Below are 22,914 nucleotides of genomic sequence, written 5' to 3'. Positions count from 1 at the left end.
CGGCTAGTGGACCCTTCGGTAAAGTCTTTACAATACGAGACGGTCTCGTATCGAAATGGGCCTAGGCTGGGAGCCATGACTACTCCCGCCGTCACCACCCCACGCATACCGGAAGCCGTACACCGGCGCCGGTGGGCGATCCTCGGCGTCCTGATGCTGAGCCTGCTGATCGTGGTGCTCGACAACTCGATCCTGAACGTCGCCATCAAGACGATCTCGACCCCGGAGCCCACGGGCCTGGGCGCCACCCAGGGCGACCTGGAGTGGGCCATCAACTCCTACACCCTGGTCTTCGCCGGACTCCTGTTCACCGCGGGCCTGCTCGGCGACCGGCTCGGCCGCAAGCGGATGCTGCTGGTGGGCCTGGCCGTCTTCGGCGTCGGCTCCGCGCTCGCCGCCGAATCCGGCTCGCCCGTGCAACTCATCCTGTTCCGCGCGGTGATGGGCCTCGGCGCCGCCTTCGTGATGCCCGCCACCCTCGCCGTCCTGATGAACGTCTTCGAGCGCGACGAGCAGCCCAAGGCCATCGGCATCTGGGCCGGCGGCGTCGGCCTCGCCATCGCGATCGGACCCATCACCGGCGGCGTGCTCCTCGACCACTTCTGGTGGGGCTCGGTCTTCCTGGTGAACGTGCCGATCGTGATCGTCGCCATCGGCCTGATGATCTGGCTCGTGCCCGAGTCCCGTGACCCGAAGCCGGGCCGGATCGACCTGGCGGGCGTCGGCCTGTCCGTCGTCGGCCTCGTCCTGCTCGTCTACGGCATCATCAAGGGCGGCCAGCTCGCCGACTTCACCGACCCCGCCGTCCTCGGGACCATCGCCCTGGGCATCGCCGTCCTCGTCGGCTTCGTGTTCCACGAGAAGCGCAGCGACCATCCCTCCATCGACATCGCGTACTTCAAGAATCGCGTCTTCTCGGCGGCGATCAGCTCCCTCGCGCTCGTCTTCTTCGCGCTGATGGGCGTCACGTTCTTCGCGGTCTTCTACACGCAGAGCGTCCGCGGCTACTCGCCGCTCCAGACCGGTCTCCTGATGCTGCCGCTCGCCGCGGCCCAGCTCATCTTCGCGCCGCGCGCCCGCCTGGTCGTCGACCGCTTCGGCGTACGGGCCGTCTGCGGGGGCGGACTGCTGCTCCTGGCCGCGATGCTCGCCGCGTTCACGATCCTGGAGGCCGACACGCCCATCTGGATCCTGGAGGTCATGTTCTTCCTGATGGGCACCGGCATGGCGCACATCATGACTCCGGCCAGCGTCGTCATCATGCAGGCGCTGCCCCGCGAGAAGGCCGGCTCCGCCTCCGCCCTGAGCAACACCTTCCGGCAGGTCGGCGGCGCCCTGGGCATCGCGGTGCTCGGCTCGGTGCTCTCCGCGGCCTACCGCAGCGGCGTCGAGGACAAGCTGACCCTGCTGCCCGCCGACGTGCGGCACACCGCGGGCGAGTCCATCGAGGCCACCCTCGGCGTCGCCGCCAAGCTCGGCCCGCGCGGCGAGCCCCTGGTGACCGCGGCCCACGACTCCTTCCTGCACGCGATGCACGTCACGGCCCTCTGCGGCGCGGGCGTCGCCCTGCTCGGCGTCGTGGTCGTCGCCCTGTTCCTGCCGGGCCGCACACCGCAGGAACCGCGGGCCCAGGAGCCGGAGGCCGACCCGGTGGGCGCCGGGCACTGACCCGCGCCCGGCGGACCCGGACCCGCGCTGTGGGCGGGCGCCGCCGGACGCCCGCGCCGGAGCAGGGAGAATCGCCGGGCAGAGCGTCGGACGACGAGAGACGGAGATGACGTGGGCCACATCGCCAAAGGCGTCCGGGGGCGCCCCCGCAGCGAGGCCGTGGAGCGGTCGATCGTCGAGGGCGTCCTGAAGCTGATCGAGGAGGGCGTGCCCCTGGCCGACCTCTCGATCGAGCGGATCGCCCGTACGGCAGGTGTCGGCAAGGCCACCATCTACCGTCGCTGGAGCGGCAAGGAGGAGCTCTTCGTCGACATCCTGCGCGGCATCGACGACCCGCCGCCCGAGCTCGCCGGGGAGTCGATGCGCGGCGACATCATCGTCCTCCTCGAACATCTGCGCAGACGCGGCGTGAACATGCGCTCCTCCGCGCTCCTGCACAACGTGTTCGCGCAGATGAAAAGCCTCCCCAAGCTGTGGGAGGCGTACCACGCGACCGTCATCGAACCCCAGCGCCACGTCATGCGCGGGGTGCTGCGCCGCGGCATGGAGAACGGCGAACTGCGCGCCGACGTCGACATCGCCCTGGCCAACGACCTCTTCGTCGGCCCGATGCTCGTCCGCACCGTGCTGCGCTCCGACGACCCGCTGGACGAGGGGCTCGCCGAGCACATCGTGGACACCGTGCTGGCGGGTTTGCGGCCCACGGGGTGAATGTGCGCGTTTCGTCACAGCGGCCCGTTGTGCGCACGGATGCGGAACCCGCCGCGCCGCCCCGCTCGTCCTCGTCCCGTACGGCCGTCACGAACGGCGGGGAGGACACCCGATCATCGCCTAGGGTTTCAGGGGCGAGGACGGTTGCACGGCACCAGTGAGGCGACGAGCGTATGGCGCAGGCGTATGTGACGGAGACGGGCAGCGGAGGTTCGGAACCCGGCCGCCAAGGGTCTCGGTTCCGGCGCCTGGCCGACGGATGGCGGGGCGACCGGGGCATCTGGCGGCGCGGGCTCGTCACCGCCGGGATCGCGGTGCTGCTCGCCCTGGTGATGCTCTTCCACGCACAGATCCCGAACGGCGTCGGCAACCTCGGCAGCCTCATCGAGACGTTCCTGCCTTGGCTCGGCCTCCTGATCCCGGTGCTCCTCGTCGTCGGCTTCGTGCGCAAGTCGGCCACCGCGCTGATCGCCGTGCTGCTGCCCTCGGTCATCTGGGTCAGCTCCTTCGGCGGCCTGATCAGCGACAAGTCCGGCACGGGCGGCGACCTGACGGTCGCCACGCACAACGTGAACGCGGACAACGCCGACCCCTCGGGCACCGCACGGGACGTCGCCGCCTCCGGTGCCGACGTCGTGGCCCTGGAGGAGCTCACGGCGGACGCCGTCCCGACGTACGAGAAGGCCCTCGCCGGGACGTACAAGTACCACTCCGTCCAGGGCACGGTCGGCCTGTGGAGCAAGTACCCCCTGAGCGGCACCAAGCCCGTCGACATCAAGCTGGGCTGGACGCGCGCGATGCGCACGACGGTCGCCAGCCCCAAGGGCGAGGTCGCCGTCTACGTCGCCCACCTGCCGTCGGTACGGGTCAAGCTGGACGCGGGCTTCACGGCCAACCAGCGTGACGCGAGCGCGGACGCGCTGGGCGAGGCGATCGCCGACGAGCCGATCTCCAAGGTCGTGCTGCTCGGCGACCTGAACGGCACCATGAACGACCGGGCCCTGAACGCGGTCACCTCGCAGATGCGGTCCACGCAGGGCGCGGCGGGCGACGGCTTCGGCTTCAGCTGGCCCGCGTCGTTCCCGATGGCGCGCATCGACCAGATCATGGTGAAGGGCGTCGAGCCGCTGTCGTCGTGGACCCTCCCGGAGACGGGCAGCGACCACCTGCCGATCGCGGCACGGGTCGAGCTGTAGCGCGTCCGCGCCGGTGGGGCCACCGTGGTCCCACCGGTGCTGGTGCTGGTGCTCGTGCTGGTGCGGGTGCGGGTGCGGGTGCCGGTGTCGACGCCGGCGCGGCCGCCGTTTCTTGGCGCACACCACATCCGTTCTTCACCTCAGGGCACCCTCCGCGGAATACAGAGCCTGAGACACTTTGTTCCGTACGTAAACTTACGGAACACCACCCCCTCATGCGCTCCCCCGGAAGGTTCTTCATGCCCCTGGCCCTGCTCGCCCTAGCCGTGGGCGCCTTCGGCATCGGCACGACCGAGTTCGTGATGATGGGCCTGCTGCCCAACGTCGCGGACGACCTGGACATATCCATCCCCACCGCGGGACACCTGGTCTCGGCGTACGCCCTCGGTGTCGTCATCGGCGCCCCGCTGCTGGCCGCCGTCACCGCGCGCATGCCGCGCCGCCGGGTCCTCATCGGCCTGATGGTGCTCTTCGTCGCGGGCAACGCCCTGTCGGCTGCCGCCCCCGACTACCACTGGCTGCTCGCCGCCCGCTTCCTGAGCGGCCTGCCGCACGGCGCGTTCTTCGGCGTCGGCGCGGTCGTCGCCACCGGCCTGGTGGCCCCCGAGCGCAAGGCGCGCTCCGTCTCGCTCATGTTCCTCGGCCTGACCGTCGCCAACATCGTGGGCGTGCCCGTCGCCACGGCGATGGGCCAGCAGCTCGGCTGGCGCGCGACCTTCCTCGCGGTCAGCGCGATCGGCCTCGCGGCGATCGCCGCGCTGGCGCTCCTCGTCCCCGCCGACCACGGCCACGGCGAGAGCGGCGGCCTGCGCGGGGAGCTGCGGGCGCTCGGCAGCGTTCCGGTGTGGCTCGCGCTCGGCACGACCGTGGCGGGCTTCGGGGCACTGTTCTCCGCGTACAGCTACGTGACGCCGATGCTCACCGACGCGGCGGGCTACTCCGAGTCCAGCGTCACGCTGCTGCTCGCCCTGTTCGGCGTCGGCGCGACCGCGGGCAACCTGCTCGGCGGCCGGCTCGCCGACCACTCCCTGCGGGGCACGCTCTTCGGCGGGCTCACGGCCCTCGTCGTGGTCCTCGCCCTGTTCCCGGTCCTGATGGGGGCGGCGTGGAGCGCGGCCCTCGCGGTGACGCTGCTCGGCATGGCCGCGTTCACGACGGGCTCGCCGCTTCAGCTGATGGTCATGGAGAAGGCGTCGGCGGCCCCGTCCCTGGCCTCCTCCGCCAACCAGGCCGCGTTCAACCTCGCCAACGCGGGCGGCGCGTGGGTCGGCGGCCTCGCGCTCGCCGCGGGCTTCGGCGTGACGTCACCGGCCGTGGTGGGCGCCGGGCTCGCGGTGCTCGGCCTCGGAGTGGCCGGGGTCGCGTACCTGGTGGACCTGCGGTCGCCCTCGGTCGGCAGCGAGCGGCTCGTGGCCTCGGGGGAGCCGGTGCGGGAGTCGTCCCACGCCGGGTGAATCGCGTCGGGCGGGCCGGGACCGAACCGCCGTGTGACCCCGGGCGGGCCGGGACGCTCCCGGCCTGCCCGGGGTCAGTCGGACTCATGGGTCTGATGGACCCAGGGGGTCAGACGGACTCCCGCCAGCGGTTCGTGATCGGCAGCCGCCGGTCCTTGCCGAACCCCTTCGCGGAGATCTTCGTGCCCGGCGGGTACTGCCGCCGCTTGTACTCGGCCGTGTCGACCATCCGCAGCGTCTTCACCACCAGCTCCCGGTCGTATCCGGCGGCCACGATCGTGTCCGCGCCCTGGTCCCGGTCGACGTACATCTCCAGGATCGCGTCGAGCACCGGATAGTCCGGCAGCGAGTCCGTGTCCACCTGGTCGGGGCGCAGCTCCGCGCTCGGCGGCTTGCTGATGGAGTTCTCCGGGATCGGCGGCGTCTGGCCGCGGTCGAGCGCCGCGCGGTTGCGCCACTCGGCGAGCCGGAAGATCACCGACTTGTAGACGTCCTTGATCGGCCCGTACGCCCCCACCGAGTCGCCGTAGAGCGTCGAATACCCCACCGCCAGCTCGGACTTGTTGCCCGGCGCGAGGACGATGTGGCCCTCCTGGTTGGAGATCGCCATCAGCATCGTGCCGCGCAGCCGCGACTGGAGGTTCTCCTCGGCCAGCCCGGTCAGACCGAGCGACCCCATGTACGCGTCGAACATCGGGGCGATCGGCACGGTACGGAAGTTCAGCCCCGTACGCCGGGCCAGCTCCTCGGCGTCGCTGATGGAGTGGTCCGAGGAGTAACGCGAGGGCATCGCCACGCCGTACACGTTCCGCGCGCCGAGCGCGTCGCAGGCGATCGCGGCGGTGAGGGCGGAGTCGATGCCCCCGGAGAGCCCGATCAGGACGCTGCTGAATCCGTTCTTCGCGGCGTACGCGCGCAGCCCGACGACCAGGGCCGAGTACACCTCCTCGTCGTCGTCCAGCCGCTCGGCGTATCCGCCGGTCAGCTCGGGCTCGTACGCGGCCAGGGGCTCGGCGGAGACGGTGACGTGCTCGATGCGCAGCCCGTCGTCCACGACGCCCGAGGGCGGCTCCACGGCGGCGGCCGGCAGATCGAGGTCGAGGACCATGCAGCCCTCGGAGAACTGCGGGGCGCGCGCGATGACGTCGCCGTCCCGGTCCACGACGATCGAGTCACCGTCGAAGACCAGCTCGTCCTGGCCGCCGATCATCGCGAGGTAGGCGGTGGTGCAGCCGGCTTCCTGGGCGCGCTTGCGCACCAGGTCGAGCCGCTGGTCGTCCTTGTTCCGCTCGTACGGCGACGCGTTGACGGAGAGCAGGAGGCCCGCCCCCGCCGTGCGGGTCGCGGGGACGCGGCCGCCGTCCTGCCAGAGGTCCTCGCAGATGGCGAGCGCGACGTCGACACCGCGCACCCGCACGACCGGCAGGGTCTCGCCCGGCACGAAGTACCGGAACTCGTCGAACACGCCGTAGTTCGGCAGGTGGTGCTTGGAGTACTTCAGGACGACCTCGCCGCGGTGCAGCACGGCCCCCGCGTTGCGCGGCGCTCCCGGCGGCTGGCCGAAGATCGGCTTGGCCTCCTCGGAGCGGTCGAGATAGCCGACGACGACCGGCAGTTCGCCCAGGCCCTCGTCGTGCAGCCGCGTGGCCAGCGCGCGCAGCGCCGCCCGTGAGGCGTCGACGAAGGACGAGCGCAGGGCGAGGTCCTCCACGGGGTAGCCGGTCAGCGCCATTTCGGGGAACGCGGCGAGGTGCGCTCCCTGCTCGGCGGAGTGCCGGGTCCAGCGGACGATCGCCTCGGCGTTCCCGGCGAGATCGCCGACCGTCGAGTCGATCTGATTCAGGGCGAGGCGTAGTTGAGGCACGCGGGCAGTCTAATCGTCAGAGCGACGCGATGTCCTGCCGGACAGGTGTGGGGCGCCCCCCAGCGGAAGGCGCCCCACGGGGCGTCGGTCAGCGGCGGTAGCCGAGGACCGTCATCATGCCTGCCTCCGAGTGGTACACGTTGTGGCAGTGGATCATCCACAGGCCCGGGTTGTCGGCGTCGAAGTCCACCGTGAGCGTGCCGTTCGGCAGGATGACCGCGGTGTCCTTGCGGGGGCCGCCCGCCACGTTCGCCAGGGCGAAGGTGTGGCCGTGCAGATGGAGGGGGTGCCACATCGTCGTCGAGTTGGCGAAGACCAGACGGACTCGCTCGCCCGCGCGGACCGGGTGGCGCCGGTCGGGGGAGTAGGGCTTCTTGTCGAACGCCCAGTCGTACTTCGCCATCCCGCCGGTCAGCCGGATCCTGATCGTGCGGTCCGGCGCGCGGGACGGCAGAGCGACCGACGGGGCCGCCCGCAGCTTGTCCGCCGTCAGGAGGCGGCCCTTCAGCTCCTTGGGGCGGGCCGAGGGGGAGGGGGCCGCGCCACCGCCCGTGCGCAGGACCGCGAGCGCCGCCGCCTTCTTGCCCTCGGCCGCCGCGGTCAGCGGAAACGCGCCGTCCTTGGCGGTCACCAGGACGTCATAGCGCTCGCCCATGCCGAGCAGGAGCGCGTCCGTCTTCGCGTGCTCCACCGGGAAGCCGTCCGTGTGCGTCACGGTCATCTCGTGGCCGCCGAGCGCCACCCGGAAGGCCGTGTCGCCGCCCGCGTTGATGATGCGCAGGCGGATGCGGTCGCCGGGGCGGGCCTTGAAGGAGGAGGGGGCGTCCGGCGTACGACCGTTGATCAAGTAATGCGGGTAGGCGACGTCACCCGCGTCGCCGCCCAGCAGGTCGCTCTTGGCACCCATCATCATGCGGGACGGGCCGGAGGGGGACGGGTCGGAGGGGGACGGGTCGGAGGGGGATGGGTCGGAGGGGGACGGGGTGCCGGTGGAGGTGCCGTCGCCGCTCATGTCGTGGGCACCCATGTCATGGCCGCTCATGCCGTGGTCGCTCATGTCGCGGCCGCTCATGCCGTGGTCATTCATGCCGTGGCCGCCCATGCCCTTGCCCAGCTCCGCGAGCACGGCGTCCGGCGTCGAGCCGTCCACTCCGTCGACCCAGTCGTCCAGGACGACGACCCACTCCTTGTCGTACCGCAGAGGCTCCTTGGGGTCCTCGACGATCAGTGGTGCGTACAGACCGCGGTCCTGCTGGGTGCCCGAGTGGGGGTGGAACCAGTACGTCCCCGGGTGCGGCACCGCGAAGCGGTAGGTGAAGTCGGCGCCCGGCTTGATGCTCTGCTGGGTGAGGCCGGGGACGCCGTCCATGTCGTTGCGCAGGGCCAGGCCGTGCCAGTGCAGGGAGGTGGCCTGGGGGAGGTGGTTGGCGAGGGTCAGGGCGAGGGTGTCGCCCGCGGTGACGCGGACCTCCTGGCCGGGGAGCCGGTCGCCGTACGCCCAGGACCTGACCGTGCGGCCGCCGAGGTCGAGCTTGGCGGTCATGGCCATGAGCTTCACCTCACGGACCGAGCCGCCGCCGGCCCGCTTCTTCTCGGCTTCGGCGACTTCCTTGCCGCGCGGGTCGACATAGCCCTCGGGCTCGGAGGATCCGCCGCCGTGGCCGCCATGGCCGCCGGTGTGGCCGGAGCCGGATCCGGAGCCCGATCCGGAGCAGGCCGTCAGGATTCCCGAACCGGCGGCGACGGCCGTCGCGGCGCCGAGCAGGGCGCGGCGCGAGGGAGCGCGACGCGTGGGGGTGCGCAGGGATGGAGTGCGCAGGGGTTGAGCGCGCATGGCTGAGTACACCTCGTCGTGGTGGTGCGTGCAGAGGGACGCATCTGCTGCTTCTGGTACACCGCTCGACGCCCGGAGGTTCCCGCTCGGGACCTGCCGGTACGCGGGCAGCGCGAAGCAGCCGGTGCGTCGGCCTAAAGGCGCAGCACCGAGAGGCGGGTCAGGAGTATGCGGGGCGGCGGTGGATTGGGCCGCAGTCCGTCGAGCAGCCGGGTCAGCGGACGCATGGGGACGGCGGAGCCGCCGGGCCGCAGCAGGCCCGCTTTCAGGAGCAGGACGAGGGTGAGCGCGGAGAGGACCGCCAGACAGACGGACAGGGGGTCCATGCCACCCATGTCGTCCATCCCGGGGGCGGGGGTGGCCACGGTGGCTTCGGCTGCCAGGCGCGCCAGAGGCGCCAGGGGTGCCGACAGGGGCGGGGCGTCCGCGCTCATGGGGTGCGGGGGATTCGACGGGGGGCCCGTCGTGGAGTCGGCCGAGTGGCCTGCCGTGACGCTCGCCCAGTGATCCGCCGTGGAGCCGGTCGGATACCCCGCCGTAGTGCTCGCCGAGTGGGCCGTCGCTGAGCCGACCGAGGACGCTTGGCCCGTCGAACTCGTCGAACTCGTCGAACTCGTCGAAGCCGTCGAACCCGTCTGATGACCCGTCGGATGGCCCAGCGTATGCATCGTCACGATGCCGAAGAGCAGCGCGGCGAGCAGCAGGAGCTGCCTGCCGTTCGCCGATCTCCTCGTGGCCGCCATGGGCGGAACCTTACCCCCGGCGGGTATTCCAGCACATGCGGCCCCCCGGTACTCCGCTGATCATGAGCGCATGATGATTATGGGCAAAAGGGCACAAAGGGCCGCGCATGTCGCCGCCGCCGACTAGCACCGCGGTCCGTCCCGCCGTGCCGATCACACCGACCGAGCGCCACGCCACCCGTGCCGGCGCCGTCTCGGCCCTCCTGACGCTCGGTGCCGTCGCCTACAGCGCCTGGCTTCTCGAAGCCTTCCTCGGCACGGGCCTCTCGCCGCTGAGTTCGTACGTGAGCGAGCTCGCCGCCCGGGATCAGCCGTTCGGCACGCTCTTCCGTACGACCGACCTGATCGCGGGGCTGCTGGTCCTCGCGGGCGCGGTGGGCGCGCTGTTGTGGCTGCCGCGCCGGTGGAGCACGGTCGTGGGCTGGGCGGGGCTCGCCCTGTTCGGGGCGGCCACCGCGGTGGACTCCCGGCTTGCGATGAGCTGCGCGCCGACTGCCGACGCGGCCTGCGCGGCCAGGGAGCGGGCTGAGCTGCTGCCCGCGACGCACGCGGCGCACGTGGTGAGCAGCGGGGTCGCGATGACGGGGGCGCTGGTGGGCCTGGTCGCCCTGACGTTCGCGGCCCGGCGGCACGGGCTCCTGCCCTCCCTCGTGAAACCCACCGGGATCTTCCTCGTGCTCCTCGAACTGGCCGCCACCGTCTGGACCCTGGCGTCCATCGCCGCCTTCGACGCGGGGTACGGCACGTGGGCGCTGGGTCTGGGGCAGCGGCTCCAGGTCCTGCTGATCGCCCTCTGGCTGGGGTACCTGGCGCGGGCGGTGGTGCGGCGCGGGTGAGTTTCGTACGGATCGGGGGAGTGCCGCACCACGTACGGGTGACGGGGGAGGGGCCGGTGTGCGTGCTGAGCGCGGGGCTCGGGCTCGCGTGGTTCGACTGGGACGCGGTGGTGGAGCGCCTCGCCCCGACGCGGACCGTCGTCCGCTTCGACCGGCCGGGGGCGGGGCTGAGCGGGCCCGCGCGCGTGGCGCCCACGCTCGCGGGCGAGGCCGAGCGGATCGCCCTGCTCCTGGACGCGCTGGGCCTCTCCGGTCCCGCCACCGTGGTCGGACACTCCCTCGCGGGCTTCCACTGCGAGGCGTTCGCCCGCCTGTTCCCGGCGCGGACGGCGGGCCTGGTCCTGGTCGACTCCAGCGTCGAGGAGCGGCCGCGGGTGCGGGTTCCTCGCGGGGTGCGGGTGGGGGGTGCGCGGGTGTGCGGGGCGGTGCTCGGTGGGGTGGGGGTGCCGCGGGCGGTGGGGCCCGCGGTGCGGAGGGCGGTGGTGCGGGGTGGCTCGGCTTCGGGGGATGCGGTGCGGAGGGTCTACGGGGTGAGTCGGGTGTGGCGGGGGGCGCTGCTGGAGTACGTGACGTACGGCGACCTGGCGGTCGAACTGGCCGGCCTGCGGCGGGCGTCCCCCCTCCGGGGCGGGCTTCCCGTGACGGTGGTCGGTGCGTACGCGGGGGGTTCGGCGAGCTGGATCACCCGGCAGCGAAACCTCGCGACAGCGCTCGGCGCAACGTTCCTCGCGGCAATCCCCTCCGGCCACCTGACCATGCATGACGCCCCCCACCTACTGGCACAAGCAACCCTCACCCCAGGCCAACGGCCCCCGTAACTCCGCCGCTGCGCGGCGATCTTCCCCACCCACCCACCCGATCACCCCGCGGTATTCCCCCAGGACTCGACGCGGGGCAATCGGGCGGGTGGGCGGGAAGAGCTTGTTCGGCCAGGGCCTGATGCGGGGCAATCGGGCGGGTGGGTGGGAAAGGCTTGTTCGGCCGGGATCCGGTGCGGGGCAATCGGGCGGGTGGGTGGGAAAGGCTTGTTCGGCCAGGATCCGATGCGGGGCAATCGGGCAGCGGGAAGAGCTGGTCCGGCCAGGGCCCGGCGCGGGGCAATCCGAGCCAGAGGCGGGCCCGCCGCGCCACCGCGGCCCCCAGTGGCATAAGGGCCGCCCCTACCCCCGGCTCCCCCGGAGCCCCCGTACGCTCTCCCGGATCACGATGTGCGTGCCCAGGAGGTGCCGCTCCTGGCTTGCCCGAGCCCCCGCCGAGCCTGCCAGGGCGAGCCGTACCGCCGTGCGGCCCATCTCCTCCGCGGGGATGTGCACCGTCGTCAGCCCGGGGGTGACGTCCGCCGCCACGGGGTCGTCGTTGTAGCCGACCACCGAGATGTCCTCGGGGACCCGCAACCCGTACTCCCGCAGCGCGACCATCGTGGCCGCCGCCACCCTGTCGTCGCCCGCGAACACCGCCGTGAAGTCCGGCTTGCCGTCCGCCTTCTTGAGGAGGTCCATGATCGCCTCGTACCCGTGGTTCTGTCCGAACCCGATGCCGTGCAGGATCGCCTCCTCGCGCGGCACCCCGTGGTCGGCCAGCGCGCGCAGATAGCCCGCGACGCGGTCGTCGCCCGTGGTGTGGCCCGGTTGGTAGCCGATCAGGGCGATCTTGCGGTGCCCCGCCCCCAGCAGGTGGCTCGTGATCGCGTACGCGCCCGCCTCGTTGTCGTACTCGACGACCAGCGCGGGCACGTCCGGCGCCGGCGCCGGACGACCGCACAGGACCAGCCGGGAGCCCGCCGCCGCCAGCGCCTCCGCGTACCGCGCCATCCGCTCGCGGTACTCGTCGTCCTCGACGACCCCGCCCACCAGGACCACCGCCTCGGCGGCCTGCTCGCGCATCATCTGCACCAGCGCCAGCTCACGGGCCGGATCGCTGCCCGTCGACGCGACCAGGGTGAGCCGGTCCCGCTGGGCGGCCTCCATCTCCACGCCCTGTGCGACATGGGCGAAGAAGGAGCTCACCACGTCGAAGGTGAGGACCGCGATCGTCTTGCGGCCCGCTCCCGCCAGCGCGCGCGCATGCGCGTTGGCCACGTAGTCGAGATCCTTGACGGCCCGCAGCACCTTTGCCCGCGACGCCGTCGACGTCGGGTAGTTGCCCGCGAGAACGCGCGAGACGGTCGCGACCGAGACGCCCGCCCGCGCCGCCACATCGCGGATGGTGACCCGCTCACCCACTGTGTCTCCCTCAAGTAGCAGCATCCGGGGCGGCGTTGCCCCACGTGGCAGCCCGACCCGCGCTCCACGGCAGCCCGCCCCGGACCATCATCCCGCGCCCCCGCCGGATCAGTGCGCGGCTTCGTACTCCTTCGCGAACTCCTCGCGTGCCTTCTCGCCGCCCTGCGTCTGCCACTTCTTGTACACCGCGTCCCAGTCGGACAGATTCCTGCGGCCGGACACGATCGCCGTGACCCCGTCCTCGATGACCTGCTGCATGGAGGCGCCCTGCCGGTTGTACGTGTCCGACATCAGGCCCCAGTGATCGTCCCGGGCCAGGTTCGGCACGACCGCCTTCTCCCAGGTGTGCAGGCGCTTGGTCAGGTCGGGGTAGCCGGGGAAGTACAGCGGCTGCGGAGCGTCCATCAGGTAGGCGAAGGGGAGGTTCGTGCGGTTCTCCACCAGGCCGAGGGAGTTGGCGATCGGGTCGCCGTTCTTGTCGTACTCGAAGTGCGTGCCCTCGACGCCCGAGTGCATCAGCTCGTACTCCTTGGAGCCGAACGGCGACGCCAGCCAGTCCAGGACCCGCAGCATCAGCTTGACGCGGTCCTTGGAGGCCTTCTTGATGACGGTGTAGCCGAAACAGCCGCGGTTCTGCTGGTAGACGGGCGTCGCCCCGTCCACCACGTACGGCACGGCCGCGTCGAGCGTGAACTCGTCCTTGATGCCCTGCGCGTTGGAGATGACCGCGCCCCAGCCGTCCGTCATGGAGCGGACCGTGCCGTTGTAGAACTGCGTCTTGAGGTCGACCTGCGAGATCGAGGTGGCGTCGGAGTTGTACGAACCCGCCTTGCGCAACGACGCCATGTACTCCAGCGCGGCCTTGAACTCGTCGGTCCCGTACATGTCGGTGACCTTGCCGTTCTTGATCTGCCACTGGTTCGGCGCCCCGTGCCACATCGCGTGGTAGAGGTACCCGAAGTAGCCGACCGACGAGGCGCCGAGCGCGGACTTCTTGTTGCGCGACGCGTCCTGGGTCATCGTCCGGAAGCCGGCCGCGGACATGCCCGGCTTGTAGCCCGCCTTGTCGAAGGCGTCCCGGTTGATGAACATCGCGCCCTGCACCTTGGCGCGCTCGACCGGCAGGCCGTAGATGCGGCCGGCGACGCGGCCCATGCCCTCCCACGCGTACGTGGGGATGTTGGCGAGGTTCGGGTAGTCGTTCACCGCGTCGCCGGACAGGTGCTCGGACAGGTCGGCGCACCGCGACTTCACGAACTGCGCCTCGCGCGGCAGGACGTAACCGCCGCCGAAGTTGATCATGTCGGGCAGGTCGTCGCCCGACATCAGCGTGGACATCTTGGAGCGGAAGTCCGCGTCCGGCACGACCGAGAACTCGACCTCGACACCGAGGGCCTCGTTCATCGCCTGCCAGTACTTGTTCGATCCGACCGGCTTCGGCGGGGTGCCGTAGGTGATGGTCATGACCTTGATCTTCTGCTTGCCGGTGCCCGGCTTCTCGGCCGTCGCGGCGACCAGCTTCTCCGGGTACTTCGTGAAGCCGGGCTGCACGCCTTCGGCGCTGGGCGCGAGGTCGGGCTTCGGGCCCTTGGCGGGCGTGTACGTCGGCCAGGGGGCCGCCTTCTTGTTGGCGTTGCTGACCGAACCGCCGCCGCTCCCGTCCGTGGAGCAGGCGGTGAGCAGGGAGGGAGCCGCGACCGCGGCCCCACCGACGGCTATGGAGCGCAGCAGCGTACGGCGCGACATCGAGGAACCGGACACAGTGTCAACCTTTCGGGCATACAGAAGATAGGGAAGAGATGGGAGATCGGGGCGGAAGGGGGCGGCTCAGCTCTTGATGGCGCCCGTGAGCACGCCCTTGGTGAAGTACTTCTGGAGGAAGGGGTAGACGATCAGGATCGGCACGGTGGCGATCACCAGGACGGCCATCTGCATCGTCTGCGGGGCCGAGACGTTCGCCGCGTCGCTCAGGCCGGTGTCGGCGATCTGCGAGCCGCCCATGACGTACGTACGGAGCACCTGCTGGAGCGGCCAGTGGTCGGACTCCAGGTAGATCGAGGCATGGAACCAGGCGTTCCAGTAGCTCACCGCGTAGAAGAGGCCGACCACCGCGAGGGCCGCCTTCGAGAGCGGCAGCACGACCCGCCACAGGATCTGCCAGTCGTTCGCGCCGTCGAGCCGCGCCGCCTCGTACAACTCCTCGGGCACGCCCTGGAAGAAGCCGCGCAGGACGACCAGATTGAAGACGTTGATGAGGACGGGGACGATCAGGGCGCTGTAGCTCTCCAGCATTCCCATCCCCTTGACGAGGAGGAACGCGGGGATCATGCCGGGCGGGAAGAGGAACGTGAACAGGATGACCAGGAGGATCGGCTTGCCGCCGTAGACCTTGGGGCGGCTCAGCGCGTACGCCAGGAACGTGGTGCACGCCAGCGAGGCCAGCGTGCCGATGATCGTGACGGCGGCGCTCACGCCGAGCGCCTTGGTGACGATGCCGCCCGCGAAGACCTGCTCGTAGGCGCGCAGGGTCGGGTGCGTCGGCCACAGGACCCAGCCGCCGTTGTCGATGACCTCGCGGTTGGAGGCGAACGACGTCGAGACGATGACCAGGAACGGCACGAAGACCATGGCCAGGATGGTGACGATCGCCAGGGCCTTGGCCACCTGGGTGACCGGCTTCGGCTTCTCCATCCAGGAGGGGCGTGCGGGGCGTGTGGGGCCAGTCGCTCGCTTGGAATTCGTGGGGCGCCTCGTGCGTCCGGGGCTTCCTGGGCGCTCGGGGCCTTCTGCGCGGGCCGGCCGCGACGGCTGCCCGGAGCGTGTCGCGGTGGTTTTCGTGCTCACTTGTAGACCCCCTGCTCGCCGAGGCGATGGGCGACCTTGTTGGCCGCGAAGACGAGAATCGCGCCGACCACGCCCTTGAACAGGCCCGCCGCCGCGGCGTATCCGGTGTCGCCGCCGACGATGCCCTGCCAGAAGACGAAGGTGTCGAGCACCTCACCGGCCTCGGGGCCCACCGACTGCCGTTGCAGCAGCATCTGCTCGAAGCCGACGGAGAGGATGTCGCCGAGCCGCATGATCAGGAGCAGGATGACGACCGGCCGGATCGAGGGCAGCGTCACGTGCCAGAAGCGCCGCCAGGGGCCCGCCCCGTCGATGGCGGCGGCCTCGTACTGCTGCTCGTCCACCTGCATCAGCGCGGCGAGGAAGATGATCGTGCCCCAGCCGGCGTCCTTCCAGACGACCTGCGCGACGACGAGCGCCGGGTACGCGTCCGGGTTGCCGATGATGTCGACGGAGTGCAGACCCGCCTGGCCGAGCACGGAGTTGAGCAGGCCGGTGTCGGCGAGCACCTGCTGGAACAGGGCGACGACGATGACCCACGACAGGAAGTGCGGCAGGTAGACCACCGACTGCACGAAGCGCCGCGTCAGGTCCGAGGTCAGGCTGTGCAGGAGCAGGGCGAGACCGAGCGGGACCGGGAAGAAGAAGACCAGCTGGAGCACGGCGAGGAAGAGCGTGTTCCAGGTCGCGTGCCAGAAGTCCGGGTCGCCGAACATCCGGTCGAAGTTCTCGAAGCCGACCCAGGGGCTGGCCCAGAGGCCGTCGAAGGGGACGTACTCCTTGAAGGCGACGGCGTTCCCGATGAACGCGCCGTAGTGGAACACCAGGAAGTACGCGACTCCCGGGGCCATGAGCAGCAGCAGGACTCGCGAGGAGCGAAACCGTTTCCCTCGCTCATCACGCTTGAGTTTGTTGCCATTTGGCCGATTACTGCGCTCGCCGGGCGGCTTCACCGCCTCGGATTCCGTCCGGTCCTTCGTCACCGCTGGCACGGCAGCCCCTCCGTCGTCGGAACAAGGTGACCGGAATCTAAAGCGGTTACTACCGCCGGTCAACCCCCTTGGCCTCGCGATCTCTTGACCGCTGTCCTGACTTCGGCCTAGCCTCCAGGCGCTGTGGGGTAACCGGTTACTACGAGGGATGGTCACGCGTGGCAGACCAGGCAGAGTTGAAGGGGGCACCCGGCGGTGCGCCGAGCGGGCTGCTGAGCGGGGGGCCGGTCGGTCCGTCGGCGCTGAGTGGTGAGCCGGCCGGTCGTCGGCCGGGGAATCGGCCGGTCGCCGCGCTCGCCATGAGCGAGGAGGTCGCGGAACGGGTGTTCGCCCCCGCCCTCCGCGAACGGCTCGCCCGCAGCGTGGAGTTGGTGCCCGAGCTGCTCGCCGGACCGCTCACCGGCGCCGAGGCGCGGGCGGCTCTCGCCGGTACGGAGATCCTGGTCACCGGCTGGAACTGCCCGCCCCTCACGGCGGAGGTCCTGGCCCACGCCCCGCGGCTCCGCGTCCTCGTGCATGCCGCCGGGTCGGTGAAACCCGTGGTGACGGACGCGCTGTGGGACCGGGGCGTGGTGGTCTCGTCGGCGGCCGACGCCAACGCGGCCCCCGTCGTGGCCTACACGCTCTCCGCGATCACCTTCGCGGCAAAGGGCGCGCTGTCGGCCGCGGCGGGGTATGCCGCCGGGTGGCCGCCGTTCACCGAGCGGACGGGCGCCGACGCCCGCACCATCGGCATCATCGGCGCCTCCCGCATCGGCCGCGGGGTCATCGCCGGGCTGCGCGCGTCCGACGCGGGCTGGCGCGTACTGCTCACCGACCCGTACGTGACGGGGGAGGAGGCCGCGGGGCTCGGGGTTGAGCTGGTCGACCTGCCGGAACTGTGCCGCCGCAGTTCGATCGTCAGCGTCCACGCGCCCCAACTCCCCGAGACGCGGGGCATGATGAGCGCGGAGATGCTCGGGCTGATCCCCGACGGGGGCACCGTGATCAACACGGCGCGCGGCTCACTGGTCGACACGGAGGCGCTTGCCCGGGAGTGCGGGGCGGGGCGCCTGGACGCGTTCCTGGACGTGACGGATCCGGAGCCGCTGCCGGCCGGGCATCCGCTGCTCGTGCTGCCGAACGTGCTGGTCACCCCGCATGTGGCGGGGGCGCAGGGGAGTGAGGTGCGACGGCTGGGGGAGTTCGCGGTGGGGGAGGTGGAGCGGGTTCTGGCGGGGGCGCCTCTGCGGGGGCGGCTCCACCGGGCGGACCTGCCCCGGCTGGCCTAGCCCACCCGGGGCAGGCCCCGGCCCCGAAGCCGGGCCCCGCCCCGCCCCGCCCCGCTCCCGGGGGCGCCGAGCCCCTGGGAGCGGATCCCGCCCCCGGCAGCGCCGGGCCCCTGGAGGCGAACCCCGCTCCCGGCAGCTCCGGGCCCCTGGAGGCGATCCCGCCCCCGGCAGCTCCGCGTACCGCTCATCACCGGCTCCGCCGAGTTCGTCCTCAAACGCCGGACGGGCTGATAGCCCCCGGCGCCGGACGGGCTGATAACCCCCACCGGCGGACGGGCTGATAACCCCCACCGGACGGGCCGTTGTTTCCACGGGGCGGGCCGGCGGCTCCACCGGACAGGATGGTGGCCCCGCGGGAACCCCTCAGGGCTTGGCCCCCCGTGCAGCCAGCATGTCCGCCATCAGTTTGATCTCTGACTCCTGGGACTCCACCATCCCCCTCGCGAGCCGTACCTCCGCGCCCACCTCGCAGCGGTCCACGCAGCCCTCGGCCATGTGGACGCCGCCCTTGTGGTGCTTCGTCATCAGCTGGAGGTAGCGGACCTCGGCCGCCCGGCCGTTCAGCCTGCCCAGGGCCTTGAGTTCCGTGTTCGTCGCCATGCCGGGCATCAGGGCGCCGTCCTCGCCCGGCGGCATGTCCCCCATCCCCATCCACTCCATCGGAGCCTGCTCGGGCACCTTCGGCAGCTCCCACAGGTCGAGCCAGCCAAGCAGCATGCCCCGTTGGTTCGCCTGGGTCTGGGCGATGTCGTACGCGAGGCGGCGGATCTCCTCGTCCTTCGTGCGGTCACGCACGATGTACGACATCTCCACGGCCTGCTGGTGATGCGTGGCCATGTCCCGCGCGAACCCCGCGTCCGCCGAGTCCGTGGCGGGCGAGGACGTGCCGGAGGAGCCGTCCCCGGAGGCGACGGCGACCGTGATTCCGCCGCCCGCCACGGCCACCGCCGCGACGGCCCCCACGATCCAGCAGGTGCGCCGCCTCACTGGGCCTTGCCACCCGTGCACGCGGCCCCCGGCTCAGGGGTCTGCTTGCCCTGGACGTAGGTGGAGAAGAAGGAGTCGACCTTCGGGTCGGAGGCGCCGGTCACCGTGCGCTGGTGGGCCCAGGCCGACAGCATGATCGGGTCCTTCTGGTCCTTGACCGGGCTCATCAGCGAGTACGGCGTCTGCTTCACCTTCGCCTCCAGCTTCTTCAGGTCCGCTGGCTTCGCCTTGTCGTTGTACGTCACCCAGACGGCGCCGTGCTCCAGGGAGTGCACGGCGTTGCGCTCGGGAAGCTCGTCCTTGTAGACGTCGCCGTTGCAGTTCATCCAGGCCTGGTCGTGGTCGCCGCCCACCGGCGGGGTCATCGCGTACGTGACGTCCTTGGTGACGTGCGTACGGCCCAGCTTCTTCGCGTCCCAGACCTTCTCGCCGTCCGCGGTCGTCTTGAACGTCGGCGCGGACTTCCCGTCCGCCGCCGTGTCGGAGTCGTCGGCCTTCTGGAAGAGGACGACACCGCCCACGACGAGCCCGGCGACCACCACCGCGCTCAGGGTGATCGTGATGATGCGCCCGCGCCGGTCGCGGGCGCGCTCCTCACGGCGCATCTGCTCTATCCGGGCCTTGCGGGATGCGTTGCTCGTGTTCTTGGCGGAACCCATGATGTGTCCTTCGGCGATGCGGCGATACGACGGAAAGGGCGGGACGCGCGTGACGGAACAGGGTGGAGCGGTTCGCTGATCGTAATGGGCGGGCCCGGCGGTCTGTAGGGGCAGTCCGGGCCGCCCGCTGTTACGGCCGCGCCGATCAGCAGGCACTATGGGCACAGGGCGGCACATGACCCGCAACGCGCCGGAAACGGTGTGGTGGGATGCTCATGTGCCCCGATGTGTCCTCCAGCGCGAACACAGCGCCGACACGGCTCGAACAGAGCACGGACGCAGGCGGCCTGACCAGCAATGATGGGTGGAAGTGGAAGATGGACAAGCAGCAGGAATTCGTGCTCCGGACACTCGAGGAGCGCGACATCCGGTTCGTTCGCCTGTGGTTCACGGATGTCCTCGGTTTCCTGAAATCGGTCGCGGTGGCTCCCGCCGAGCTGGAGCAGGCTTTCGACGAGGGCATCGGCTTCGACGGCTCGGCCATCGAAGGATTCGCCCGGGTGTACGAGTCGGACATGATCGCCAAGCCGGACCCGTCGACGTTCCAGGTGCTGCCCTGGCGTGCGGAGGCCCCCGGCACCGCCCGCATGTTCTGCGACATCCTCATGCCCGACGGCTCCCCGTCCTTCGCCGACCCGCGTTATGTCCTGAAGCGCGCGCTGGCGAAGACCTCCGACCTCGGGTTCACCTTCTACACCCACCCCGAGATCGAGTTCTTCCTCCTGAAGGACAAGCCGCTGGACGGCTCGCGGCCCACCCCCGCCGACAACTCCGGCTATTTCGACCACACCCCGCAGAACGTGGGCATGGACTTCCGCCGCCAGGCCATCACGATGCTGGAATCCATGGGCATCTCGGTGGAGTTCAGCCACCACGAGGGCGCCCCCGGCCAGCAGGAGATCGACCTCCGGTACGCGGACGCGCTCTCCACGGCCGACAACATCATGACGTTCCGTCTGGTCATGAAGCAGGTCGCGCTGGAGCAGGGGGTCAACGCGACCTTCATGCCGAAGCCCTTCTCCGAGCACCCGGGTTCGGGCATGCACACGCACCTCTCCCTCTTCGAGGGCGACCGCAACGCCTTCTACGAGTCGGGCTCCGAGTACCAGCTCTCCAAGGTGGGCCGCTCCTTCATCGCGGGCCTCCTCAAGCACGCCGCCGAGATCTCCGCGGTCACCAACCAGTGGGTGAACTCCTACAAGCGCATCTGGGGCGGCTCCGAGCGCACGGCGGGCGCGGGCGGCGAAGCGCCCTCGTACATCTGCTGGGGCCACAACAACCGCTCGGCGCTCATCCGCGTCCCGATGTACAAGCCCGGCAAGACCGGCTCGGCACGGGTCGAGGTCCGCTCGATCGACTCGGGCGCGAACCCGTACCTGACGTACGCGGTCCTGCTGGCCGCCGGCCTCAAGGGCATCGAGGAGGGCTACGAACTCCCGCCCGGCGCCGACGACGACGTCTGGGCCCTGAGCGACGCCGAACGCCGCGCGATGGGCATCGAGCCGCTCCCGCAGAACCTGGGCGAGGCGATCGCCCTGATGGAACGCTCGGAACTGGTCGCGGAGACCCTCGGCGAGCACGTGTACGACTTCTTCCTGCGCAACAAGAAGCAGGAGTGGGAGGAATACCGGAGCGAGGTCACCGCCTTCGAGCTCCGCAAGAACCTTCCGGTGCTGTAGGGGTATCCGTAAGGGAATCCCCTGGGGCTGGGGTATTGCTCGGGTATTCGCGCGGAGCCGGACGGGGTCCGTGATGATCTGCACGGATGAAACAATGGTCTGCGCGGATGAATGCGGCGTGACGCTTCTTCTCTCCCGGTGCTTCTGCTGGCGAAATGGCCTCCAGCAGGTCTTCACCACCTCAAGCACACGGGAGTAGGAAATGATCCGGAAGGTTCTGGCCGGCGCGGCCCTCGCGTCCGCCGCCGCCGCGGCGACCGTCGGCACCGCTGGTGTCGCTTCGGCCACCGAGGGCGGTCCGCAGGCCGAGGGCTCGACCAGCGCGCACGAGACGAACCAGGCGGCGCGTGCCGCCTACGGTGAGACCACGAGCGGCACCGGCACCTCCGAGTTCGCCACCGACAACGGCGACGTCGCCATCGCCGGCGACCCGGGCGGCATCGCCAACAGCTACGGCGCCCCGTTCGTCAACGTCGACCTGCGCTGCGCCGTCCCCGCGGCCCAGGGCGTGGGCGGCAACGTCCTCGGCGGTCCCGTGGCGGCCTGCGACACGGCCCCGGTCGACCAGTTCGACGCTCCGGAGCGCATCGTCTGACACCGGCTTTCGGTTTCCTTGGCCTGCGCGCCCCTCGACCGCGTACGTTCTCCGCGCGGTCGAGGGGCGCGGTGGGTTTCAGGGGGATTCCGGGGCTAATTTCCCTCCGGCTTCCTTCTCCGGGACCTTCTCCGGGTTCCTTCTCCGGGCCCTTCTTCGGGTCCCTCTCTGCTTCCCCTCTCCGCTTTTCTTTTTGCTCTTAGTGCGTGCCGCCGGCCAGTACCTGGTGCAGCGGTGTCGTGGCGCGCACGCGGTACTCCTGAATGGCCCAGCCATTGCCGTCCGGGTCCTTGAAGTACATGAACGTGCCGCCGTCCTGCGGTGCGTGGGCCACCGGCTCCGAGATCTCCAGGCCGCGGGCGGTCAGCTCGGCGTGCGCCGCCTTCGCGTCGGCCACGCACAGCTGGAGGCCCTGGTAGGAACCGGGGGCCGGGGTGGGGCCGTCCATCGTGTCCCAGAGGGTGTCGGCGAGGGCGATCGAACAGCCGGACCCGGGCGGGGTCAGCTGGACGATGCGCATGCCGGGCATGACCTCCTGGTCGATGTCCACGTGGAAGCCGAGCTTGTCGCGGTAGAACTCCTTGGCCCGGTCGACGTCACTGACGGGGAGCGGGATCACCTCGAGTGTGTAGTCCATGGGCCGAGTACACCAGGATGCGGGGGCCCTGTCAGCGCTCCGCCACGCTCCTTGTCACCCCTCCCGAAAGTGGACCCACAACCTCCTGTCGGCGGCTCCGGAACCTGTCGCCACGCAAGCCCTCACCCAAGTCCCGAGTCCCCGGCCCCCACGCAAGCCCTCACCCCAGTCCCCAGTCCCCAGTCCCCACGCAAGCCCTCACCCGAAGCGCCAGCGCGTCTGGCTGAACGGTTCGCCCTTGCCGAAGCCGAACGCGGTGCGGGGCGCCACCTCGAAGACGTACGCATGGCCCGGTCCGTGGTGGAAGCAGCCGTCCCGCACCTCGTAGTGCCAGAAGCTGCCGTACTTCTCCTCCCACGCCGCCGCCAGGCGCCGCAGCCTGTCCTCGTCGGTGACGCGGACCGCCGCGCCCTCGACGACCAGGTCGTAGCCCTTGTCCCAGAGCGCGATGCCCGTGGTCAGCACGGTCTCGGGGTTGGCCGCCAGGTTGCGGGCCTTGCGCTCCTCGGGGCCCGTGCAGAAGTGCAGCGCCCCCTCCAGCCAGACCGCGGGGAGCGGGGTCACGTGAGGGCGCCCGTCGGGACGTACGGTCGAGATCCAGAAGAGGTCGGCCGCCTTCAGCTGCCGTGCGGCTTCGGGCCACGGGACCGCCGTCGCCCCCGGACTGCTGTACCGGGCATCCAATTCCGTGCGGGGTTCCCTGCTCGGCATGATCCGCCTCC

The 22,914-nt window shown here is 70.9% G+C and carries 20 protein-coding genes; 9 read left to right on the top strand and 11 right to left on the bottom strand.

Features of this window, described 5'->3' with window-relative positions; genetic code table 11:
• Positions 1-75 precede the first annotated feature (75 nt).
• The 4 genes from QBL25_RS14055 to QBL25_RS14040 all read left to right on the top strand — a co-directional run bounded on the left by QBL25_RS14055 (position 76) and on the right by QBL25_RS14040 (position 5,029).
• The gene (locus QBL25_RS14055; RefSeq protein ID WP_409057378.1) at positions 76-1,668 is read left to right on the top strand and encodes an MFS transporter; all 1,593 of its coding nucleotides are present in this window, start codon (positions 76-78) and stop codon (positions 1,666-1,668) included.
• A 111-nt stretch (positions 1,669-1,779) separates the two neighbouring features.
• Positions 1,780-2,379, top strand: coding sequence for a TetR/AcrR family transcriptional regulator (locus QBL25_RS14050; RefSeq protein ID WP_409057377.1), 600 nt, complete (start codon positions 1,780-1,782; stop codon positions 2,377-2,379).
• Positions 2,380-2,552: 173 nt separating this feature from the next.
• Entirely contained in the window at positions 2,553-3,575 is a 1,023-nt protein-coding gene (locus QBL25_RS14045) for an endonuclease/exonuclease/phosphatase family protein (RefSeq protein WP_409057376.1), read from the top strand.
• A 239-nt stretch (positions 3,576-3,814) separates the two neighbouring features.
• Positions 3,815-5,029 carry an MFS transporter gene (locus QBL25_RS14040; protein ID WP_409057375.1) on the top strand — a complete coding sequence of 405 codons (1,215 nt, stop codon included), beginning with the start codon at positions 3,815-3,817 and terminating at the stop codon, positions 5,027-5,029.
• Between the two features lie 109 nt (positions 5,030-5,138).
• Here the strand turns inward: QBL25_RS14040 and QBL25_RS14035 are convergent, their stop codons facing one another.
• The 3 genes from QBL25_RS14035 to QBL25_RS14025 all read right to left on the bottom strand — a co-directional run bounded on the left by QBL25_RS14035 (position 5,139) and on the right by QBL25_RS14025 (position 9,470).
• A complete protein-coding gene (locus QBL25_RS14035) occupies positions 5,139-6,893 on the bottom strand; it encodes an NAD+ synthase (protein ID WP_409057374.1) in 1,755 nt (584 codons plus the stop codon).
• Between the two features lie 88 nt (positions 6,894-6,981).
• The gene (locus QBL25_RS14030; protein ID WP_409057373.1) at positions 6,982-8,727 is read right to left on the bottom strand and encodes a multicopper oxidase family protein; all 1,746 of its coding nucleotides are present in this window, start codon (positions 8,725-8,727) and stop codon (positions 6,982-6,984) included.
• A 134-nt stretch (positions 8,728-8,861) separates the two neighbouring features.
• A complete protein-coding gene (locus QBL25_RS14025; protein ID WP_409057372.1) occupies positions 8,862-9,470 on the bottom strand; it encodes a hypothetical protein in 609 nt (202 codons plus the stop codon).
• A 152-nt stretch (positions 9,471-9,622) separates the two neighbouring features.
• On the opposite strand from QBL25_RS14025, the gene QBL25_RS14020 reads away from it, so the two are divergent.
• Positions 9,623-10,306, top strand: coding sequence for a DUF998 domain-containing protein (locus QBL25_RS14020; protein ID WP_409062639.1), 684 nt, complete (start codon positions 9,623-9,625; stop codon positions 10,304-10,306).
• Complete coding sequence (locus QBL25_RS14015) at positions 10,303-11,124, top strand: alpha/beta fold hydrolase (protein WP_409057371.1); 822 nt, start codon at positions 10,303-10,305, stop codon at positions 11,122-11,124. Before QBL25_RS14020 ends, QBL25_RS14015 begins: the two co-directional genes overlap by 4 nt.
• A gap of 342 nt (positions 11,125-11,466) precedes the next feature.
• Here the strand turns inward: QBL25_RS14015 and QBL25_RS14010 are convergent, their stop codons facing one another.
• From QBL25_RS14010 to QBL25_RS13995, 4 genes are all read right to left on the bottom strand, one after another.
• Positions 11,467-12,528 (bottom strand): LacI family DNA-binding transcriptional regulator, encoded by a 1,062-nt coding sequence (locus QBL25_RS14010; RefSeq protein WP_409057370.1) that lies wholly within the window; start codon positions 12,526-12,528, stop codon positions 11,467-11,469.
• A gap of 108 nt (positions 12,529-12,636) precedes the next feature.
• Positions 12,637-14,274, bottom strand: a complete 1,638-nt coding sequence (locus QBL25_RS14005) for a sugar ABC transporter substrate-binding protein (protein ID WP_409057369.1) — start codon at positions 14,272-14,274, stop codon at positions 12,637-12,639.
• Between the two features lie 81 nt (positions 14,275-14,355).
• Positions 14,356-15,219 carry a carbohydrate ABC transporter permease gene (locus QBL25_RS14000; RefSeq protein WP_409057368.1) on the bottom strand — a complete coding sequence of 288 codons (864 nt, stop codon included), beginning with the start codon at positions 15,217-15,219 and terminating at the stop codon, positions 14,356-14,358.
• A gap of 149 nt (positions 15,220-15,368) precedes the next feature.
• Positions 15,369-16,223, bottom strand: coding sequence for an ABC transporter permease (locus QBL25_RS13995; protein ID WP_383329639.1), 855 nt, complete (start codon positions 16,221-16,223; stop codon positions 15,369-15,371).
• Positions 16,224-16,663: 440 nt separating this feature from the next.
• Between QBL25_RS13995 and QBL25_RS13990 the strand changes: the two genes are divergently transcribed.
• Positions 16,664-17,635: a hydroxyacid dehydrogenase gene (locus QBL25_RS13990; RefSeq protein ID WP_409062638.1), complete on the top strand. Its 972-nt coding sequence runs from the start codon at positions 16,664-16,666 to the stop codon at positions 17,633-17,635.
• Between the two features lie 363 nt (positions 17,636-17,998).
• On the opposite strand, the gene QBL25_RS13985 is transcribed toward QBL25_RS13990, so the two are convergent.
• Both QBL25_RS13985 and QBL25_RS13980 read right to left on the bottom strand, forming a co-directional pair.
• Positions 17,999-18,622 carry a DUF305 domain-containing protein gene (locus tag QBL25_RS13985; protein ID WP_409057367.1) on the bottom strand — a complete coding sequence of 208 codons (624 nt, stop codon included), beginning with the start codon at positions 18,620-18,622 and terminating at the stop codon, positions 17,999-18,001.
• A complete protein-coding gene (locus QBL25_RS13980) occupies positions 18,619-19,281 on the bottom strand; it encodes a DUF3105 domain-containing protein (protein WP_409057366.1) in 663 nt (220 codons plus the stop codon). Before QBL25_RS13980 ends, QBL25_RS13985 begins: the two co-directional genes overlap by 4 nt.
• A gap of 317 nt (positions 19,282-19,598) precedes the next feature.
• Here QBL25_RS13980 and QBL25_RS13975 point away from each other — a divergent pair, with 317 nt between their 5' ends.
• Both QBL25_RS13975 and QBL25_RS13970 read left to right on the top strand, forming a co-directional pair.
• Complete coding sequence (locus QBL25_RS13975) at positions 19,599-20,960, top strand: glutamine synthetase family protein (RefSeq protein WP_160504710.1); 1,362 nt, start codon at positions 19,599-19,601, stop codon at positions 20,958-20,960.
• Positions 20,961-21,162: 202 nt separating this feature from the next.
• Positions 21,163-21,555, top strand: a complete 393-nt coding sequence (locus QBL25_RS13970) for a hypothetical protein (RefSeq protein ID WP_409057365.1) — start codon at positions 21,163-21,165, stop codon at positions 21,553-21,555.
• A 199-nt stretch (positions 21,556-21,754) separates the two neighbouring features.
• Here QBL25_RS13970 and QBL25_RS13965 read toward each other — a convergent pair whose 3' ends face one another.
• Together QBL25_RS13965 and QBL25_RS13960 are read right to left on the bottom strand one after the other, a co-directional pair.
• A complete protein-coding gene (locus QBL25_RS13965) occupies positions 21,755-22,192 on the bottom strand; it encodes a VOC family protein (protein ID WP_409057364.1) in 438 nt (145 codons plus the stop codon).
• 198 nt (positions 22,193-22,390) lie between these two features.
• Positions 22,391-22,903 carry a pyridoxamine 5'-phosphate oxidase family protein gene (locus QBL25_RS13960; protein ID WP_409057363.1) on the bottom strand — a complete coding sequence of 171 codons (513 nt, stop codon included), beginning with the start codon at positions 22,901-22,903 and terminating at the stop codon, positions 22,391-22,393.
• Between the last annotated feature and the right edge of the window lie 11 nt (positions 22,904-22,914).

The organism is Streptomyces sp. SYP-A7185 (assembly GCF_046103685.1).
Taxonomy (GTDB): Bacteria; Actinomycetota; Actinomycetes; order Streptomycetales; family Streptomycetaceae; genus Streptomyces.
Note: the sequence above shows the minus strand (reverse complement) of the source record. Positions and strands in the feature narration are given on the sequence as shown.

Excerpts from the sequence above, each read along its gene's own strand:
- QBL25_RS14055 (WP_409057378.1), top strand. The coding sequence starts at position 76 with ATGACTACTCCCGCCGTCACCACCCCACGCATACCGGAAGCCGTACAC.
- QBL25_RS14045 (WP_409057376.1), top strand. The coding sequence starts at position 2,553 with ATGGCGCAGGCGTATGTGACGGAGACGGGCAGCGGAGGTTCGGAACCC.
- QBL25_RS14040 (WP_409057375.1), top strand. The coding sequence starts at position 3,815 with ATGCCCCTGGCCCTGCTCGCCCTAGCCGTGGGCGCCTTCGGCATCGGC.
- QBL25_RS14030 (WP_409057373.1), bottom strand. The coding sequence starts at position 8,727 with ATGCGCGCTCAACCCCTGCGCACTCCATCCCTGCGCACCCCCACGCGT.
- QBL25_RS14025 (WP_409057372.1), bottom strand. The coding sequence starts at position 9,470 with ATGGCGGCCACGAGGAGATCGGCGAACGGCAGGCAGCTCCTGCTGCTC.
- QBL25_RS14005 (WP_409057369.1), bottom strand. The coding sequence starts at position 14,274 with ATGTCGCGCCGTACGCTGCTGCGCTCCATAGCCGTCGGTGGGGCCGCG.
- QBL25_RS14000 (WP_409057368.1), bottom strand. The coding sequence starts at position 15,219 with ATGGAGAAGCCGAAGCCGGTCACCCAGGTGGCCAAGGCCCTGGCGATC.
- QBL25_RS13995 (WP_383329639.1), bottom strand. The coding sequence starts at position 16,223 with ATGGCCCCGGGAGTCGCGTACTTCCTGGTGTTCCACTACGGCGCGTTC.
- QBL25_RS13990 (WP_409062638.1), top strand. The coding sequence starts at position 16,664 with ATGAGCGAGGAGGTCGCGGAACGGGTGTTCGCCCCCGCCCTCCGCGAA.
- QBL25_RS13980 (WP_409057366.1), bottom strand. The coding sequence starts at position 19,281 with ATGGGTTCCGCCAAGAACACGAGCAACGCATCCCGCAAGGCCCGGATA.
- QBL25_RS13975 (WP_160504710.1), top strand. The coding sequence starts at position 19,599 with ATGGACAAGCAGCAGGAATTCGTGCTCCGGACACTCGAGGAGCGCGAC.
- QBL25_RS13970 (WP_409057365.1), top strand. The coding sequence starts at position 21,163 with ATGATCCGGAAGGTTCTGGCCGGCGCGGCCCTCGCGTCCGCCGCCGCC.
- QBL25_RS13965 (WP_409057364.1), bottom strand. The coding sequence starts at position 22,192 with ATGGACTACACACTCGAGGTGATCCCGCTCCCCGTCAGTGACGTCGAC.
- QBL25_RS13960 (WP_409057363.1), bottom strand. The coding sequence starts at position 22,903 with ATGCCGAGCAGGGAACCCCGCACGGAATTGGATGCCCGGTACAGCAGT.